Source organism: Bradyrhizobium sp. NBAIM08, assembly GCF_020193935.1.
GTDB lineage: Bacteria > Pseudomonadota > Alphaproteobacteria > Rhizobiales > Xanthobacteraceae > Bradyrhizobium > Bradyrhizobium yuanmingense.
In genome coordinates this window covers 64,111-81,787 of the sequence record NZ_JADYVR010000017.1, presented here as the reverse complement: position 1 = coordinate 81,787, position 17,677 = coordinate 64,111, and the positions used below count along the sequence as shown (strand labels likewise).

The 17,677-nt window shown below is 57.3% G+C and carries 13 protein-coding genes; 6 read left to right on the top strand and 7 right to left on the bottom strand.

Translation table 11 applies throughout. The annotated features are described in order from the left end of the window. From I6F37_RS34815 to I6F37_RS34795, 5 genes are all read right to left on the bottom strand, one after another. Positions 1-2,241, bottom strand: coding sequence for a DEAD/DEAH box helicase (locus I6F37_RS34815; protein ID WP_225130023.1), 2,241 nt, complete (start codon positions 2,239-2,241; stop codon positions 1-3). After that, positions 2,210-3,532 carry an ATP-binding protein gene (locus I6F37_RS34810; RefSeq protein WP_225130025.1) on the bottom strand — a complete coding sequence of 441 codons (1,323 nt, stop codon included), beginning with the start codon at positions 3,530-3,532 and terminating at the stop codon, positions 2,210-2,212. The genes I6F37_RS34815 and I6F37_RS34810 overlap by 32 nt, the downstream gene beginning before the upstream one ends. After that, positions 3,529-5,595, bottom strand: a complete 2,067-nt coding sequence (locus I6F37_RS34805) for a TerB N-terminal domain-containing protein (protein ID WP_225130027.1) — start codon at positions 5,593-5,595, stop codon at positions 3,529-3,531. Before I6F37_RS34805 ends, I6F37_RS34810 begins: the two co-directional genes overlap by 4 nt. Positions 5,596-6,143: 548 nt before the next feature. Then, positions 6,144-6,617: a DUF87 domain-containing protein gene (locus I6F37_RS46030; protein WP_225148625.1), complete on the bottom strand. Its 474-nt coding sequence runs from the start codon at positions 6,615-6,617 to the stop codon at positions 6,144-6,146. Positions 6,618-6,653: 36 nt separating this feature from the next. Further along, positions 6,654-6,944 carry a hypothetical protein gene (locus I6F37_RS34795; protein ID WP_225130029.1) on the bottom strand — a complete coding sequence of 97 codons (291 nt, stop codon included), beginning with the start codon at positions 6,942-6,944 and terminating at the stop codon, positions 6,654-6,656. 750 nt (positions 6,945-7,694) lie between these two features. Between I6F37_RS34795 and I6F37_RS34790 the strand changes: the two genes are divergently transcribed. The 6 genes from I6F37_RS34790 to I6F37_RS34765 all read left to right on the top strand — a co-directional run bounded on the left by I6F37_RS34790 (position 7,695) and on the right by I6F37_RS34765 (position 14,800). Then, a complete protein-coding gene (locus I6F37_RS34790; protein ID WP_225130031.1) occupies positions 7,695-9,656 on the top strand; it encodes a hypothetical protein in 1,962 nt (653 codons plus the stop codon). Continuing rightward, on the top strand, positions 9,646-10,653 hold the full coding sequence (locus I6F37_RS34785) for a M12 family metallopeptidase (RefSeq protein ID WP_225130033.1): 1,008 nt from the start codon (positions 9,646-9,648) through the stop codon (positions 10,651-10,653). The genes I6F37_RS34790 and I6F37_RS34785 overlap by 11 nt, the downstream gene beginning before the upstream one ends. 79 nt (positions 10,654-10,732) lie before the next feature. After that, positions 10,733-10,969, top strand: a complete 237-nt coding sequence (locus tag I6F37_RS34780; protein WP_225130035.1) for a hypothetical protein — start codon at positions 10,733-10,735, stop codon at positions 10,967-10,969. A gap of 237 nt (positions 10,970-11,206) precedes the next feature. Then, the gene (locus tag I6F37_RS34775; protein WP_225130037.1) at positions 11,207-12,205 is read left to right on the top strand and encodes a hypothetical protein; all 999 of its coding nucleotides are present in this window, start codon (positions 11,207-11,209) and stop codon (positions 12,203-12,205) included. 709 nt (positions 12,206-12,914) lie between these two features. Continuing rightward, positions 12,915-14,003 carry an ABC transporter substrate-binding protein gene (locus I6F37_RS34770; RefSeq protein ID WP_225130039.1) on the top strand — a complete coding sequence of 363 codons (1,089 nt, stop codon included), beginning with the start codon at positions 12,915-12,917 and terminating at the stop codon, positions 14,001-14,003. A gap of 5 nt (positions 14,004-14,008) precedes the next feature. Continuing rightward, on the top strand, positions 14,009-14,800 hold the full coding sequence (locus I6F37_RS34765; RefSeq protein WP_225130041.1) for a hypothetical protein: 792 nt from the start codon (positions 14,009-14,011) through the stop codon (positions 14,798-14,800). 1,577 nt (positions 14,801-16,377) lie between these two features. On the opposite strand, the gene I6F37_RS34760 is transcribed toward I6F37_RS34765, so the two are convergent. Together I6F37_RS34760 and I6F37_RS34755 are read right to left on the bottom strand one after the other, a co-directional pair. Beyond that, the gene (locus I6F37_RS34760; RefSeq protein WP_225130043.1) at positions 16,378-16,680 is read right to left on the bottom strand and encodes a hypothetical protein; all 303 of its coding nucleotides are present in this window, start codon (positions 16,678-16,680) and stop codon (positions 16,378-16,380) included. A gap of 97 nt (positions 16,681-16,777) precedes the next feature. Next, complete coding sequence (locus I6F37_RS34755) at positions 16,778-17,254, bottom strand: DUF3833 family protein (RefSeq protein WP_225130044.1); 477 nt, start codon at positions 17,252-17,254, stop codon at positions 16,778-16,780. Between the last annotated feature and the right edge of the window lie 423 nt (positions 17,255-17,677).

The following is a 17,677-nucleotide window of genomic DNA, read 5'->3' as shown; positions in this document are numbered from 1 at the left end:
TCAGATACTCCGAGCTATGCCCGGTATCGCACCAATTTCGCAGGTATTCTGTCGGCCCCACAGCGTTCTTGCAAGTTCGACAGGGACCTGATCTTTGAACTTCCCAGCCGTGATATTCTGGACCGCCGAAGAAACCCGAACTACGTCTGCAGCAGTGAAGTCCGCCAGACTTGCGAGTTTAGATCTTGCCATCGCGACGGTCGTTTCGGATAGGGTCAATCCCAGATCATGCACGTGGCCGGGAAGACCCACCATAGCGGCGGCAGCTCCAAAAACCGCCGTCACCTGCGATCCACGCCACAGAAAGACGTGAACGTCCTTCTCCTCCTGAAGCACGTTCGTGGTGTCAAGACCTAAACCGCTGAAAGCCTCCCGGCCCTCCGCCAGCAAATCGCGCGCTCTTTGGTCCAGATAAGTGGGTTCGTCCGACGCGAGATAGACAGCCTTCATTTCTGCGGCTAAGCGATCGTGTAATCGCTCGCCATCCGCTCGCTCGAACCGTGGCACGACGCCGCCGGGGTGAGGCGCCACGAAAAGTGTGTTGGTCTTTTCGTCGAGATCTTGCACAATCCATCGTTGCCCGGCAAAAACGACAAGGCTATCCTTATGGACCGGGAACGATATCGGCAATGTCCCCAGTGTCCTCCCGGACACAGTAAGCCGCCACTCCTCCGCTGACTCGAATACGGCAAAGAAGTTGCGCGATTGAACGACTGCCTCTCCTTCGTTGGCCAGCATGATCGTGCCGTCGGGTGATTGCTCTATAAACCGGATCTCGTCAGATCCCAAGTGCTTCAACAGAAGCGCGAACTCTGCAGCAGAAATCATCGCGAAGGGACCAGAACCGCACAGCAACTCGTACAGTGGGCGGGCCCGTATTCCGCCGCGCTCGGCGATCACCGAAAGTATCTGGTGGACTAGCGTGGAGGCAACCTCGGGTACCTGCCCCGCCGGCTCGACGAATTTCTCGAGCAGGAGTCGGATGACGGCCACCGATCGTATTGTGTTCGAGCGTAGTCGGTCGATGACACCCGTATCCTGATCGGTGTTTGGTTCACGAATGTAGATTCTTAGGACCGACGGAGTACCCCTCCTGCGTCCCGTTCGCCCAAGGCGTTGACGTAGAGAGGAGAGTGATCTCGGCGCACCTATTTGGGCAACCGACTTCACCGATCCGATGTCGACCCCCAGTTCGAGGGTAGACGTACAGATACCGGTCGTCGGTAACTTTCCGTCTTTGAGGCGGTTCTCCAGCTCCTCGCGGATGGTTTTTGAAAGACTCCCGTGATGGGGGTAAAATTCGTTGGGCACTTTCGCCTTTTCAGAGCGCCTCCTGAGCCGATCCGCGGTCGATTCCACTGTCCGACGCGAACCGCCGAAAACAAGATTGTTGGTTCCTCTGAGTGTCGAATAGAGATGGTCCGCAATATCGTCCAGAGCTACGCGCCGGACTACCGCCTCTTCGGGAATGCCGCTCGCGCCTTCAGCGTGATCTGGGTCGTCCAGCTGCGGAGGCTCAACATAGCCGCGAACCTGAAGTCTGAGTTCGGGTGAATCCGACTTGGCTTCCAGGATTTCGACAAGCTGAGGCATCGTGGGTCGAAGCCAAGCGGCGGCCTGACCGAGGTCGCCTATCGTCGCGGAAAGCCCGATACGTCGCGCCGGCCGCGACGACACGGCATCGATGCGCCGCAACAGACTAGCGACATGGAGACCGCGAGGCCCCTGAAGAAAGGAATGCAGCTCGTCCACGACGATGAAGTCCGCCGAGCACAATAACCGCTTCGCGTCGCCCGGACGGCGGACGAACATCGCCTCGATGGATTCGGGAGTGATCAGCGAGATCCCTCGCGGGTCGGCCATTGCCCGTTTCTTCGCGGTCTGTGGGGCATCTCCATGCCACTTCACGACCGGAATGGCCATGTTTTCGCAGAGTTCATCCAGCCGCTTGAACTGATCGTTGATTAATGCCTTCAACGGGCTGATATAGAGGACCGAGAACCCAGCGAGCGCCCGATCGGCAACGCTCGTGAGAACTGGCAGAAACGCGGCTTCAGTCTTCCCTGCTGCCGTGGAGGCGGCGATCAAGATGTCGCGGTCGCCGTCCAGGACTGAGATGATGGTACGGGCCTGTATTTCCCTGAGCTCGTCCCATCCCTGATCCCAGATCCACCGGCGGATCGTCGGATGCAGCTTGTCGTAGGCCCCCTCAAGATTTGAGGCGGAGGCTGGTGAGCTCATCGTCGTCCCCGTTGTTAGGCGTCGCTTCCGCTACGTCGTCGGGTGCGTCTGGAGCGATCGGCACTCGTTCAAGAAGATCCTGCCACCGGCTGTCCGGGTTCTGCTCCAGTACCGACAGCATTTGAACGAACGATCTTATCGTCGAGCGCGGCGTACGGAAGTATGCGGCCCCGATCTTTCGGTCACAGTGCTCCATGAAGGCGGTAAGCGCATCGTCGGGAACCAGATACTTCGTAGGATCCCCGCCCGCAAAGACCATCCTGATGTTTCCGAGGAGCACAAGCAGATCCTCAGGCGTCAGGCTCTGCAGCCTGATCACGGGGCCCGACATGTCAACGAGACCGCCCGCAGCGAAGGAATTCTCGGCTAGCCGCGACTGAAGAGCTTCGTAACTGAACATGCCCCTGCGCGTGTCCAGAAGAAACTCTGGCGTACCACACATGACGAAACCGATGCCTGACGTATTTCCCTGAAGCGCATCGTTTACAATGTTGAGTACTTGCTCGTAGTTCTGCTTTCGCGCTTGAGCGCTCTGGAGCTTGTAGATGTTGGCCATCTCGTCGATCATAACGATCAGTCCCGCGTAGCCCGCGACTCTTACCAGGCATGCGAGCGATTTAAAGCTGTCGTAGAGGTTCTCGTCATCGATGATGGTCCGCACACCGAGATCTCTCTTCGCATCGGTACGGGTCGAATACTCACCACGAAGCCATCGGATAGCGTTTTGCTTGAGAAGCTCGTTCGATTCCTCGCTGCCCCGCCAGAATGCCTTCAGCACGGTCGCAAAATCGTACCCACCGGCTAATTGCGCAATCGCTCCGAGCTTTTCGTCGATCACCTTCTCGACAGATACGCTCTTCTCCGCCGCCTCCTTTGCGGCGTCAGTCACCAGGCGCTCGACGACACTTTGGAGAGCTCCCCCTTCAGGCTTGTTGCGCGTTGCCATATTGTTGACGGCCTCGGAATAGAGTGCCCGGGCCTGCCCCCCACTTGCCTGAATACGCCGATTGGGCGAGAGGTCGGCATGCATAGTCACGCATTTTCGCTCGAGCGCGATTAGCCTGACTACACTGGCAAAGAAGGTCTTCCCTGCCCCGTATTCGCCGATAACGAACCTGATCGCGGCGCCCGCGTCGGCAATGCGATCGATGTCCCGAAGCATCGCGGCGATCTCCTTGGCCCGCCCGACCTGGATGTGAGGCAATCCGATGCGTGGGACAACGCCGGCGGAAAGAGCCTGGATAATAGTATCGCGTTCGCGTGGACGGATCGTCTTGACTTGCTTGCTCATGCGGCCTTGGCCTTCATCTCGGCGATGCGTTCTCTCAAGTGCGCCGCTATCACGATTTCGTCTCCCTCTTCGATCAGCGGCTCGTCGAAGTGGTCGAACGACCAGTCATTGATGCGCTCAATTGCGCCGTCCGGCAACAGGCGGACCTCCTTGGCATGTCGCTCAAATTCCGTACGCGACATTGATCCACGAAGCTCAAGTAACTCGACCAATTCGCCGTGAGGACCGTCCAATCCTTCCAAGGATTGATCGGCTGGGAGTGGAGAGGCTTGGACAGGAGGCGGGCCTTCGTCGGTAAAGATGTTGGCGAGCAAGGCGGACACAGCTTCCGTATCCTTTCGGGTCTTCTCCAAGCGGACCGCATCGATTCTGATGCCCGCCGAGGGAGGAGCCGGGGGCGCCTGCTTTGGAATGGGGATGCCTGCCGCCCGAGCCTCCTCCGTCAATGCTACCGGCTCATCCTTCTCGGCGGCAGCGCGGTGCAGACCGGCATACACACGCTCCGTCGGCAGACCTAGCGACTTGTGCAGTCGCTCAAGGAACTTGACCTCTCCGGCATCGATATTCTGATTTGCGCCGATCACCGCGACCGCAGCCTCGGCTATTGCTTGCCGCTCGCTTTGACTGGTTTCTGCAAGTTTGCGCATGACCCTGTCGCGCTTGGGCGGATTGTTGAATGTGATGACGGCGAACGCGATCAGTCGGGCTTGTTCTACCCCCGATAGATCGCCTTCCGCCCTAATCCTTGCGATGGTGCGCTGTAATTCCTCGTACGATGCATCCCCGTCGGCCGCAGCGGCCAGGACAGCGACTTCGATCTGCGCTCGCATCGCTCGAAACGGCGCCCTGGCTGGATCCACCGGGCCGCCGTCAGCCGCCCGGAACACGAACACTTGGTCGTCCGCCCGAGGCGCGCCGCTCCCGTATCGGCGATCGGGCTCTATTGCGATCCCAACGACATCCAAGGCGCCGCTCAGCGTATCCAGAGCGGCACTTGGTATTTTGCCTCCTTCCGGTATTTCGATCCCAGCCATCTCTAGGAGCACCTGTGCGGTCGTACTGCCGCGGCCTTGGCTTCCTACCAGGGAATCGATCTGGCGCCTGAAGTCTTCCACGGGACCGACTTTGGCCGCCCGTTGAAGATCGATAGGAAGAAGCGCCGCCGCGGCCATCGAATGCCTTGCTGCCGGTTTCCGACCGACCAGACGGCTGAAGCTGTCGAGCTCGTTTGTGCAATCGTCTAGCAAAGTCCTCAAAATCTCTAAGTCTCGCACGAGGAGGCTCGCATCAGGCTGGCGCTGATGTTGTCCTGGAACGTCGATTTCGAACGCACCGCTCGCAGCACGATACCGCAGCCAGACGTTGCCCTTGGAATTCACGGCAAAACCCTTGGGAAAGCGTGTGCCGAAACGCAGCTTCCACAATGCGACAAATTCTTCGAAGCACCTCACGGCCGGGGTTCTAAGATAGGTGTCCGGCATCGCCATAACCCAATAGAGCGCGTCGTCAGCCGAAACGCTCGGGGACGCTGCGAGCCGCTCGGCCAGATACAGACGCGTGGCGAGCTCCATCTCCGAACCGACGCTGCGTTCGGCAGAAAGGGGTGGCAACGCCAAGCGGATGCCGCGCGATATCCGAACAACGTTGAGGAATTTCGTGGCGTAGTTCTGGAAGGAATTGTTCGCACCGTAGATCGAAAGCAATCTTTCGACTTCTTGAATAACCGCGGGAACATCTGACCCTTGATCTATGAACACGCGGTGCTCAAGGCCATAGAAGAAGAGAAACACATATCCAATGCCGTAGCTGGGATCTCGCCGTCCAGTACGCATCCAGTCCAAAAAAGAACGTCGGGCGGCCGGCGAGATTTGCTCGTACGATGGCCAATAAGGCATCGACTGACCATCGACATCGGGCTGCCGCGAGTACGCCGGCAGAGCGGGATTTATGGCATACTGCCTGGTCTCACCGTTCGGCCCAGCTATCAAGGCGCCGTAGTAGAACATGCCCCCAGAAATTTCTGCCTTGCCGAAGACTGCCCTTTCGCCCGCCGCCAACCACACTGCCGGCGACTCACTCGAACGAAGCTTGCTTATCGCTGGTGGCGGGCTTTGACCAGAACTCGGAAGCTCGGAATGCCCGTCGGAAGGAGAAACGCTCTGCGACCTGCCCCTCAGAGCGAGATAGAGGAGCCAAACGACCCCGGCCGCCAAGACAAACGCTCCTATTGCGGCTGCGTGTTCCACAACGAACCGGTAGATAGCCATAGCGGCTGCCACCAATCCGCCGATCAGGATCAGAAAGATGGTTCCGGCGTCAGATGATTTACCCCGTCGTCGCCCCATGGAATTGTAGTCTCTAGCCCGCGCCCTGTAGCCTTCCTTCGCGCGACTCTTGCACGATGCACCACTCGCGGCAACAGCGTGGCGATAGTCGGTCACAAGAAGGGAAAGTGCCGTTCAACGAGGCTCTGTGCCACCCTTATTCGACCACAGAGCTGGTTCCGTGCCGTCATAAGAAATCGGCGTAGCCGCATCAGCGCCCCTACACCCTAGGGATTTCCCTAGGCGCGAGCAGCACACTATGGGATCGCAAAAGCCCTGTCGGGCACCTAAGGCGATATCGCATAAACGCTTAGTCCCCGTTGAAACGGTGAATTGCGGTAGGCCTCACCTATGAGCTTAATCTCCAAGGTATACTCGGCTGATCGCGCCGTCATGAGCGGATCCTCTCCTGGCACTGCCACCGTGCCGACCATCGAAACGATCCCGTATGCGTTGAGAAAACCGAGAGGAATTCGTACAAAGCTTCCTATCTGACCCAATAAACGCGACCGTGAACAATGGGGCTCGTTGACGGCAGATCTGGCGAGAGCGTAGCGTAGACCGTCGCACCGACTACTCGTCTGACCGTGCGGCGCCGTATTCGCTATGCGAAAGGATCGTGTTTTGAGGGCCTTCAAAATTGCTGCGACGGTGTTCGATTTTCCTGCGCCGGTCGATCCAACGATTGCAGCATGTCGCGTAACAAGTTTATCCAGATCTAGCGTGGCTTCCAAGCTCTCTGAAGCGGAATGGCTACCGATGGCTACTGGAGCTGACCCGCTGGGAGCATAGATCTGCTAAGCGCGATCTCTTCGATGAAACGCGAAGGAAACGAATACTTGAAGAAATTGAATATTCTGACGGCTACCTTCACCAAGTGGTGCACGAATTTGAGACAAGGAAGGTGACTTGGTGTGATGCGTATTGTTGCATTTCATCGTCGTGCAAGACATTAATGGATTTTCGGCGAAAGTCAGAGATCTGAAGAGATTGAGGCTGATATTCAGATCATGCGTGACGCGAACGGCACCGTGGATCGCTTCGGTGCGTTCAAAACGATCCTCGGGAAAACTGGCAACCAACGGCACAAACGGGTTTCCGATATACGAGAGATGCGGGACATAGTTTTAGAGCTCCAGGGCCGATTATGCGCAGGTCGCGTGGTGCGCGAGTCCATCGACTGCCGCATCATCACCGAACGATGAAATGTCTAATAAGATCCAAGAAGATCGCGGTGTGCTTGAAGGGGTCGGCTAATGTTCGAACCGCCCGTCCGCGCGATGCGAATTCCCGAAAGCCAATGCCCGGTGCCAAACGGCCCTGCCGCGAGACAAGATGCCATCAGCATCGAACCTTCTAGATTCGAAGCCGCGAGAGTCTCATGAGTGCGCCGGCGGTTGCGCGACAAGTTGTCCCAGAGACAAAAACTACCTGACGGTTGAGATTTGGACTAAACTACGGAATCTGTCGTCGGGCAGCATACATGACCTTCGAGACCCCAGCAGGCAACGCGACAACCGTGGCCGCGGCAAGCGTCGACTGCGCGAGTTACTTTACCTTTAGCAATACTCTTCGCGGGCACATTGGCGGACCCGCCATTCTTGGCAAGAATTGAACTAAGTTAGACCGCTAAATGCCGGGTGGCTTTTTCAAGCTTGTAGAGTGAACCAGCTCACACGCCGGCGGCCAAGGACGTTGCAATATCTGCGTGCCGCTTTTGACGTGGGATGTCGATAAACTTGGGTCGCCATCGTACAAAAAGTGTTTCGGTGACCCGGGTGAAATCTACGCCAAAAGGATCGCGCTCTGCTGGCTGAATTGTGCTGGGGAGTCGTTTTATGGATATTCAGGCGCACCCGCCCCTTCCTTACGTGAAGCCTGAAAGGGCATCGAGTGTACCTTTCCCGAAGATCGGCAAGGTACAGCGTGAGCCGACTGCATCGGCCAACTATTTTGTAGTGGACCCGGTCTTTCTAGCTACCGCCTCTTTGCAACCGTATCAACGAACGCATCAGGACCCGATCCATCGGCCGCTCAGGATCTACACGCTTGATCCAGCGGCGAGTCGGCAGGATGGCGCTGTGGCCGTGTTAAATGTCCCATTCGAGCGATTGCGCTCGGGGCCCGCGGGCAGCATCCTGGAGGTGGTCGATTGGGACGAGACGACGGGGCGGCTCAACAAGCCGGTCGAGTTGGATGATCCTCGCATCCTGATAGAAAATGGACGGCCCCCCTCGCCGTCCGACCCTATGTTCCGGCAGCAGATGGTCTACGCGGTCTGCGCGGCCACGTACGATGTCTTCAGACGCGCGCTCGGACGCGATCCGTGCTGGGGCTTTCACTCTCGTCCTGGTCAAGCTTATGCAAAGCTCAGAATTCGTCCACAGGCCTTCTGCGGCCGCAATGCCTATTACGATTCATCAGCAGGGGAACTCAAGTTCGGCTACTACACTGCCGATGGTAGCGTTCAGGGACGAAATCGACCCGGAGGTCGGGTGTTCACGAGTCTCTCACACGACATCATCGTGCATGAGATGACCCATGCGTTGCTGGACGGTCTTCGGCCGCGCTTTCGGCTGCCGACCCACCCGGATGTCGCGGCCTTTCACGAGGGTTTTGCCGACCTCGTGGCGATGCTCATGCACTTCTCGTATTCGGATGTCGTTCGTGCCGCAATTGAGAGGTCAGGCGGCAAACTCGAGACCGATGCGCTGCTTCTGTCACTCGCTAACCAATTCGGACATACCACGGGTTCGGGCGGGCCGTTGCGATCGGCCATCGATGCAGCGGGGCTTGGACAAGACGAGGAGCGCAGCGTCCGACGATATGATCAAGCTGGCGACGAACCGCACGAGCGTGGCTCGCTTCTAGTAACGGCCATTTTCGAAGCATTCGCGACGATACTTCGCCGGAAGACAAAGCGATTCATTCGCCTGGCACGTCTAACTCCCGGTGAGGCTCCAGGTTCTGAGCTTTGCGAAATTCTCGCCGACCAAGCAAGCACACTGGCATCACAGTTCCTTTCGGTTTGCATACGTGCCATCGACTACTGCCCGCCGTTCGACCTGTGTTTTGGCGAGTATCTGCGAGCAGTTATCACTGCGGATTTCGATCTCGTTCAGGACGACCCCTTCGGCTATCGCGAGGCCATCATCGATTCCTTCGCCCGTCGGCGCATCTACCCGGATGACGTGCCCGATCTCGCGGAGGACACTCTGCTATGGCGACCACCTGACAAGCAAATGGAGCCGATCGAAGACCTGCACTTCAAGAGGTTACGTTTCGCGGGCGACCCGGGACGAGCAGCCGACGAGACCGAACTGCGCCGGCAGGCCGAAGCACTCGGATCCTACGTCATGCGGCCGGGGTACGCACGCGCGTTCGGCTGCGCTTTACCGGGCGACGTGCAACTGAACGGAGATCACGTCGATCCTGCAGTTGTTGGTTCTATTCGCTCCCTTCGCCGCATCGGCCCGGACCGGCAGGTCACCTTCGATACGGTCGCCGAGATCACCCAGCGGCGTTGGTGCAAGCAGATATCGGGAACGTTCACTGAAGTCATCGGCGGCTCAACCGTCATCCTCGGCCCGGACGGCCGAGTTCGCTATGCAATCCGAAAGTCCGTGACGGATCAACGCCGAATACGAGCGCAAGCAGACCATCTTGACGGTAAAGGCGGTTCGAAGAGATGGACGAAGCGCGGCAGCCGCCACCAACTGTCGCGATCCGGTATATGCCATCTCTTTGGTGGAACAGTCGGTGTCCAGCAACCAGCAAGAGGAGAACGACATGAGCGATAGCGAACAGAAACTCCGCCAAGCATTAATGAGAATCGCAGAGGTGGCTCAGGCAGCGTCGGATACCGGACGGTATGTGGACGAGGACGATAAGCCGAATGGCGGCGAAGCTGCGCGGCGCCCCCATAACCACGCGGGTGGAAAAAACGCGCATTGTTCAATTAAGCAACTGCCCGGCCGTCTAGCCGAAAAAGCGGCAAAGACTGCAACGACCATCAATCCCATGAACCGAGTTAACTTCGGTGCCATTGGCTCCGTGGCACGCGGCCTGGTACTCTCGCCAGCAGCGATTGCAGTTTTGGTTGGTAAGTATTGGGGCCCGCAACAGCGCCGGCTCACGGTCAGCTTCCTGGATGGCGGGCCAAGTGATCTGCGCCGCCGGATCATTCAGCACATGAATGCCTGGAACCAAACCGCAGGGATCTCATTCGTGGAGACCCGTGGTGTGGGTAAGGTGCGCATCTCGCGAAATCAAGCAGGATACTGGTCTTATCTCGGGACCGACATCCTGCACATTCCCAGTAATCGGCCGACGTTGAACCTCCAGGGTTTCACCATGAACACAGCGGACAGCGAATTCCATCGCGTCGTGCGTCATGAAGCTGGGCACACGCTCGGCTTCCCGCATGAACACATGCGTGAGGAGCTGGTTGACCTCATAGACCCACAAAAGGCCTATGAGTTCTTCCTGCGCACACAGGGATGGTCTCGTGAGATGGTGGACCAACAGGTGCTGACACCGCTCAGCCAGGACTCGATAATGGCCACCCCACCTGACCAAGATTCGATCATGTGCTATCAACTTCCGGGATCGATTACCAAAGACGGTCAGCCGATCCGGGGAGGTTCGGACATCAACGCCACCGACTATGCCTTCGCGGGACAGATCTACCCGAAGGTTTCGTCAGAGGGTGCACCGTCGATCCAAGCTCAAATGGGCCTCGCCGACGAATGGTCGCCATCGGAAGATGTGGAGGTGGACGAGGAACTGGTACCGTAACGCTTTGCCGCGCCTCGTCGAGATTCAGGCCTCCCAGGACCTTCCACCCGTGCTGCACGTGCGGGTGGGAGACGTACTGATGTTTGGAGCAAGCGGCGGTCGTCTTCTGGAAGGCGAGACGGCGATCGAGCTGTTAGGTGTCTTCTCGACCGGCGTACTCTCGGACGATGGCCGGGTGCTAAGCCCACTCGGACCGCCAACCAACATCTTGTTTCGTGCGCTTCGATCGGGGCAGGCCCGCATCGAGGTGATAAGGGGAGATCCATGGCAAGCTATCCCGCAACGGCACGAGATCGCGATTGTTGTCGTCGTCTGACGGCGCACCGAAGACCGCCCCCTAGAAAGTCTGAGCGGAACGTCTCGTCGACCGTTAGCACGACTAAAAAACGGCCGGGCAATCGGCGGCTTGAAGAACTTAAAAATGAACCGGGGGCGTCATTGTCCCTCTCTACTCCCCACACTCGCCCCGTCCCGTCGACCCGCGCGCATTGCATGCTTCCAACGCCATCACAGAAGTGTGGCATGCTCAATTGAGCCTCGAGGAGAATTTCACATGCCAATCGGAGACAATCTGCCGACCCAATCTGAGCGATCCTTTCTCAATCTGTTTGAGCCGCCGCCACAGTTAATTGAACCCGCCGTCCGCGCCTGCCGCCTATTCAACACGGCGCTGGATATCGTCTTTTACGATGTAGCGACGTTGGCCGCGCAGCTGGCCGAAAAAGACGCGTCCGTGCGAGCTCGGGAGGAGAAACCTCCCTCCCGGATCGTCCAGCTCGATGCACTCAGTGACCCTGAAGGCTCGCTTCTGCTCATCGACGCTAATACCGCACCATATGTGCACAGATACACCAATGTGGAGGTCTTCTTGACTTCGCCTCACCCGGAAACGCGGGCTGTCGAGATCGTAACAATCACGGGGGTCGGTAGTTCGGCCCTTGGCAGCGCCGCGCTGGCGTGGGACATCTCGATAGCACTCGGAAAACCTGTGCTTGCCATCGTCCCGGGATACGGCATGGCCGACGTCATTCTGCAGGCGCTAGGGGGCTGGTTCGGCTTCGGCCTTTACGACTATCTGCATGCAAAGAGCTTGATCCAGAACGCTCTTGCCAATGCCGCGCCCAGGACAGCGAGCATAGGCCGCCAACTGCCCGCGTCTACGCCGGATGCAAAGTCCCTGCACGGCGCGCCAGTCTTTCGCCACGGCTCCGGCTCCTCAGACGTTCTTCACGCACTCCTCCTTCATCGTGACGCGGCATTCAAGCTTCTGGTTGGACACAGCAAGGGCGCCCTGCAGATCGGCAATGCAATCAGATCCCTTCCACCGGACCGATCACACGAACTCCGGGTCGTAACGCTCGGCTGCCCGATTTCGACGGATGTCGAGGGCGTCAGCTATTATCAATACCTTGGGCTTTTCGACGCCCTGGGACAGCTCAACATGTGGGGACACAGGCCGAACCAATGGCCACCGACTTGGCACAGTACGAACCCCAAGTTGCCACCTGCGATGACGGCGGGGAAATACGCGGCGGATGCTTTTCCGGCCTGACTCCTGCTCCGCCCACGCCTGCTCGGTCGTTTCTACGTTTAGATCCGGGCACGTCGCTGATTTGTGGACAGCAACCTGATATTCTACGGTTGGTGCTACCTGACAGCGATCGCGGCGTCTCTAAGAAAGGAGCCAGACGTTATGTTCGGAAAGCTTATCCCCTCAATCTGCATCATCGCCCCATTTGTTGTTTCGCCGGCTCCGGAACACCACCAACCTCTTCTCAACCAACTAGTTTCTCGGTTCGCGAAGGAGAGTATGAGCGGAGTTGTCCTGATCATGATGCCTTTACCTATTGTGGCACCATAAATGGCTGGGCAGAACAGGCTTGCAAGATCCAAAATTCACGTGAACTACCGAAGTATCGCTTGATCAAGCGCACGTAGACGAGCTTATTCGCTTCTTTCAAAAATGGCTCTACGATTGGGGGCTATCGGCCAAGAGATGCCGTGATGCCATTGGCACAGAGTTATCTCTGTTCACTGACTTCACCGATAAGATCAAGATCGTGGCAAGTGCTCCGCAGGGAAACGGGGATTACCGAGCGGTTCGCGTCGGCCGACCACAAATTTGCACGTCCCAGCTGGTGCCCTCTTGTTCCTCAAAGCTACCAAAGGTAGAGTTTGGAATTGAATCATTTCGCGCGTTTTATTGCTCGTCCAGAACTATCTGGACAGTACTTGCCATACTGTATCCATAGGAGGCTCACATGGGTCGCTGGAAAACGATCTTTGCAGTAGTCTTAACTTTACTCGTCATGCACCTTCCGGCAGAGGCGCAAGACCCAGTAATTCGTATCGGTGTAGTGGCGACCTTCACCGGTTTCGGGGCAAATGAAGGCCAGCAGTTTCGGGCGGGAGTATCCGCCGCTCAGAATGATCTGAGGCAAATAGCCAACCGACCGGTGGAGGTCATTTTCCATGATCATCAGAATAAGCCGGACATCGCGGCCAACAAGGCCCGCCAGCTTATTGAAGTCGATCGCGTCAACTTCCTGATTGCAAAAGGCGGCGCATCTGTAATGCTGGCCGTGTCCGGGGTGAGCGAACAGCAACAGACGCCAACCGTCTTGGTCGGGCTATCTAAGGGGCCATTTTCGGACCAGCGACTAAAGTACTCATTCCACATCGGCGATAGCGCCGAGCAGCTTGCAAAGCTCGCCGTTCGGTATGCGAAAGACAATCAAGATCGTCGTACGAGCTACATTTTTGAAAGCCAGTTTTTCGCCGAAGCGCTCAGCCGTGAAGCCCAAGTCAGCCAGCTGCCGTTGCAAAATTGGAATGGCACAGCTGGCTCGCCGGCGATTGTGTTCATGTTTGGCGGGGATACTCGTAACATTCGTTTGGACGAACTCCCATCAAACAGCCTTCTCATCGGTGGCATCAGCCTCCTGGAGATCGGCCGCCTCGGAAACCAGATCAAAGTGGCGGTTATCGCGCCGCACGATCCCAGCCTTCGAGAGCCACGTAGCTTGCCCAACTCCTTGAGGGACATGAAGGGAGCGGATGCCTACTATGGCTACGCAGCCTTTCAAATCCTGTCACGCGCCGCGCGGAATGATCCTGCTCCTGACCGAGTTGCTGCGAGCATGCGTGCCGACTCGTTCGATACCGTCCTTGGACAACTCAACTTTATGGCCGGCGGCGAATGTCGTCAGCCTAAGCTCGCCGTGTACGTCATGAACGACAATGGCTCATTCCAGCTGTGTCCCGACTGTGGCGGCGTTCACGATGGCTGTAATGGCTCCGCGTGCAAGTGCAAGGACGGCTCTTGCAACAACGACTGCTGTAACAAATAGTGGCAATGATTTCCGATGATCCCAAGAAGGCTATCAAGTTTGTAGCCGCGTTCCTGCCAGGCTTCATTGGTCTGGGCCTCGCAAGTTATTTGGTCGATCTGCGGTTCGGTGAACTTGCATACGCCTTTATTTCGATTGCGATCAGCATCGCATCCTTTGGGATTGCCTCGCTCGCGATGCGGCAATGGCGCGCAAAGAAGCGGAAACCAGCGCAAGCAGTCGCAACGGCGGAGATAGTGCTGGCATATGTAGTCGCGCTGGTTCTCGGAATTTTCGTGTCGGTTGCCTACGATGATGATTGGGTAATCACGGCGGTGAACAAGATACCTTTCGTGTCGCTTACCAAAACAACTCAAGACCACCCGCTTTTATACGTACTAAAGAAGAGCTTCACCTGTGTGGCTGTGCGTCCTATCGATGCTCGTGAGAACAACACGCTGGTCTATACGAAGGCGATGGTACGAGCGATCGTAAAGGATTATGCGACCGTCGAGGGATTTATCCGCGTTTACCCGACCGAACTTGATCCCGCTCAGGTCTTTCTATCTCCTGCGTGCAAGGTAGACGGAAAAAAGACGACAGCAATTCCTGGCCCTGGCGTTCTCGTGCAGACAGAAAATGTCATTGCTTGGGAGCTCATTGATGCGACCGCAAGCGAGTGTTGGAAGATCCACTACGGCAGCAAGCCGCCGTGTCTTTGTCCTTCGGAGGAGGTCAAAGACAAATACATGGCGCGAATGAACGTGGAAAAGCATGAACAACAAGACAAGTACCAGCTCTGCACGGCGGATAAATAGCCTGACTTCGGCAGCCGGCTGGCAGCATTTTCGCACGAGCCGTCAAGGTCTCTCAAGACGACCAAGCGGCCTGTGTTCTTACGTATATTTGTACGGTTTCATCGTTATATGAAACTCAAACGTGCTCAACTGAGCATTGACGATGAAAATTGATTGCGTCGCCAGCGTTCACGCCTAGGGCGTCGAGATCAATCCACGAGCCGTTGCAACTATCCAGCGGTTGCCCCAGCGCACGATAGATTCGATTCGCCCGACGCCGGGGACCACATCACCTCGTGCTGCCATTCGAATCCCATCGGGCCCTTCGAGCACCGCTGTTCCGCCGCGAACGTCCAGCACTGCCCAACCTGCCAGGGTCGTTGGTCTTGTCTCGGGAACCGACAGGAGCGGCCCCGCAGGCTGGATCGAGCCCGTCACAGACATGTCCACTTCGAGAGCATCCGCCGATTGCGCCGCATTTGGCGCTTTGGTCCCAGGCTTCGGAGCAACGCTCGCGATGAATGTGGAGGGCTGCCCCAAAGCAGGCGCTGTTCGCGAACCCGATGCAATCTTTCGGACGCCTTCGGCTTTACCGCCTGCCCTTGTGTCTGGCATGCGGCGCGAAGCCGTTTCTACCTGAGCAGTCGGGTCGAGAGCCGAGATAGCTGCAGGACCGTACCAAGCGCCAGCCCAACCCAACGCAAAGCCCGCCCCCAATGCGGCCGCCGCGACGAGACAAATAGTCAGTTTTGGAGGCCGGCCCGGCGCCAATAGCGCCAAGAGCTCGATTGGGGGTCGAGAAATCCGATTGATCGCGAGTGATGGGCCACGTGAGCTCGCCACTGCCGTGATCTGGGGCGATCGTGATCCTTTCCAAGGTATTCGCATGGTGCAATTGCATGCTTGGCTCCCTGCGGTCGCCAATGATCGTGCCGGAAGCTAAACTAACTCTTAACTGCCGGTGCGCTCGGCACGACTAAAGAGAAGTCGTAGAGCGCGAAGGGGCTGCCTTCGCGAGAAGGAGCGCGCCGGGCTAGGCAGCCGTTGCGCGAGTAAAGGGCAGAATGGGACTACCAGCTCGAGAGACCGGGCGCACGTGAATGCCGCGATACCAGGCTTAGCTTTGCCGAACTGGGCGAACTTTCAGAACGAAACTGACCCGAAAGACAAGCGAAAGGAGTGCGCTGTGACATTGGTATCGGGGCTTTTGCGTGGCCCTTTTTAACCGCCGCAGTTTATGGGTTGTATTTTCCTACCTTGGATTGCATATTTTTTCCGTTGTCGACCGCCTGTTGCCTTTAACAATTATGGTTTCCAGTAATGAGTAATCGAGGTCGGGTTCACTATTCGACTATTCTGGGCGAGCGGGTCGAGGGACTGGTCGCACTATTTCGAGAACTGCAGACTCTCCGCCGTCGCCTACGAGCCGCTCAGGCGAGAACGATTGTCAGGACTAGCCGTATCCCCAAAGCCAGTCGTAGACGGAGAGCGCTTCGGCGGACATAGCTGTCGCGAGCTCGTAGAGCCGTTCAGTGCGATGAAAGAACTCGGCACTTCCGCTTTCTAGGAAGCTCGCGCCAGATCGCTCTACCGACACCTCATTGTCCAGTAATCAGGGTATCGAGTGTTGCAGATGGAATAGTCAGCAACAGCTCAATCGTGAAGTGAAAGAGCGTATTTTGGCGGCTCGTCATCTCGGCGGACAACAGCGCGCTGAAGATGTAATCGTAAAGTGAGAGAACAGCGTTGCGGAACCCTTCGTGCTCGGCGGCGGAGTAGGAGTGCGCGTCATCCAGACCGAGAACATGACCATCAAGCTGAAGCCGTGCTGGCAATGAAGAAGGCGATCGCAGCGACCTGTCCGGCCGAACGGATGAGGTGGTTGCAGGTGGCTTTGGCATGCAAGAGCTTGGCGCGCCTTGTCGAAGGATCGGTTCCTGCGCCTACAATCTCATCTTAATGCTGCGCCAGAGCGCTCGACATCCGCGGGCATTGGGATCACAGCTTCCGATAGGTAATGTGTGCCGTCGCAAACGGGATGCCCGCACGTCCGGCGCTCCCACGCACGATGCAGGCGCGATCATCTATTGCGTAGAACCAATCATCGAAATTCAATTTGATCGATTTACCGCCTGGTTGCGGCGTGTCGCGAGTGTACTTCCAATGAAAGGCGCAGCCGGCTTGCTCTCCAAGAGCCTCACCTTCCAGCCGGTTTTCCAATCCGGTGTATTTGCCTTCGTTACCTTTTCGTATGGTCCAGTGCATCGTGTCGCAATGGCCATCATCGAATGTGTACGTCTCGGTGAAGATCACGATTTGGGTATCTGTCTCGAATTCGCCGTGCGCCGCAATCGTCGCGCGCTTTAGCAATCCGCCAACGAGGCTTTCCAGCACCGCCCAGCCTTCGATCCGCCCCACAAAGAATTGCTCCGGGAGAAAGATCGGCCTTGTTTCTCTGAAATCCTCGATCGCCATCGGTAGCACCCAATCAAGGGAATCTCCGTACTAAGTCCCTTGTTACCCATTGGGTTCCGATTAGCCGCGCCTTGCAGCGCCGTACTTCAAGTTATTGCGGCCCGCGAATAAGGAAAGGGCCGCTCGGACATTCCGAGGCCACCGGGGCTAAAAACCAGGGCGGCTGACCCCAGCTCCGGCGGCATCTGTGATAATTTAAGCTCTGCGGGTGAACAGCCCGGCGTGCAAAGTTCCGAGCCGAAGGTGGAGCCCCGTTGCATCTCGGTCACAGAAAGGATGCCCTGGAAGCTTTTGGTTAGTGGCATTCGGCAACTAGATTTCAGTTTATTTCAAATCTGAGATCGAATTTGTAGCCAACTGATCCGCTCAGGCGCTATCTTCTGCATCCAGACCTTTTGATCGCGAAATTGTTTGGCTCACGTG

Coding starts and splice junctions, on each gene's coding strand:
- I6F37_RS34790 (WP_225130031.1), top strand. CDS start 7,695: ATGGATATTCAGGCGCACCCGCCCCTTCCTTACGTGAAGCCTGAAAGG.
- I6F37_RS34755 (WP_225130044.1), bottom strand. CDS start 17,254: ATGGCGATCGAGGATTTCAGAGAAACAAGGCCGATCTTTCTCCCGGAG.
- I6F37_RS34815 (WP_225130023.1), bottom strand. CDS start 2,241: ATGAGCTCACCAGCCTCCGCCTCAAATCTTGAGGGGGCCTACGACAAG.
- I6F37_RS34770 (WP_225130039.1), top strand. CDS start 12,915: ATGGGTCGCTGGAAAACGATCTTTGCAGTAGTCTTAACTTTACTCGTC.
- I6F37_RS34785 (WP_225130033.1), top strand. CDS start 9,646: ATGAGCGATAGCGAACAGAAACTCCGCCAAGCATTAATGAGAATCGCA.
- I6F37_RS34810 (WP_225130025.1), bottom strand. CDS start 3,532: ATGAGCAAGCAAGTCAAGACGATCCGTCCACGCGAACGCGATACTATT.
- I6F37_RS34765 (WP_225130041.1), top strand. CDS start 14,009: ATGATTTCCGATGATCCCAAGAAGGCTATCAAGTTTGTAGCCGCGTTC.
- I6F37_RS34775 (WP_225130037.1), top strand. CDS start 11,207: ATGCCAATCGGAGACAATCTGCCGACCCAATCTGAGCGATCCTTTCTC.
- I6F37_RS34760 (WP_225130043.1), bottom strand. CDS start 16,680: ATGCCAAAGCCACCTGCAACCACCTCATCCGTTCGGCCGGACAGGTCG.
- I6F37_RS34780 (WP_225130035.1), top strand. CDS start 10,733: ATGTTTGGAGCAAGCGGCGGTCGTCTTCTGGAAGGCGAGACGGCGATC.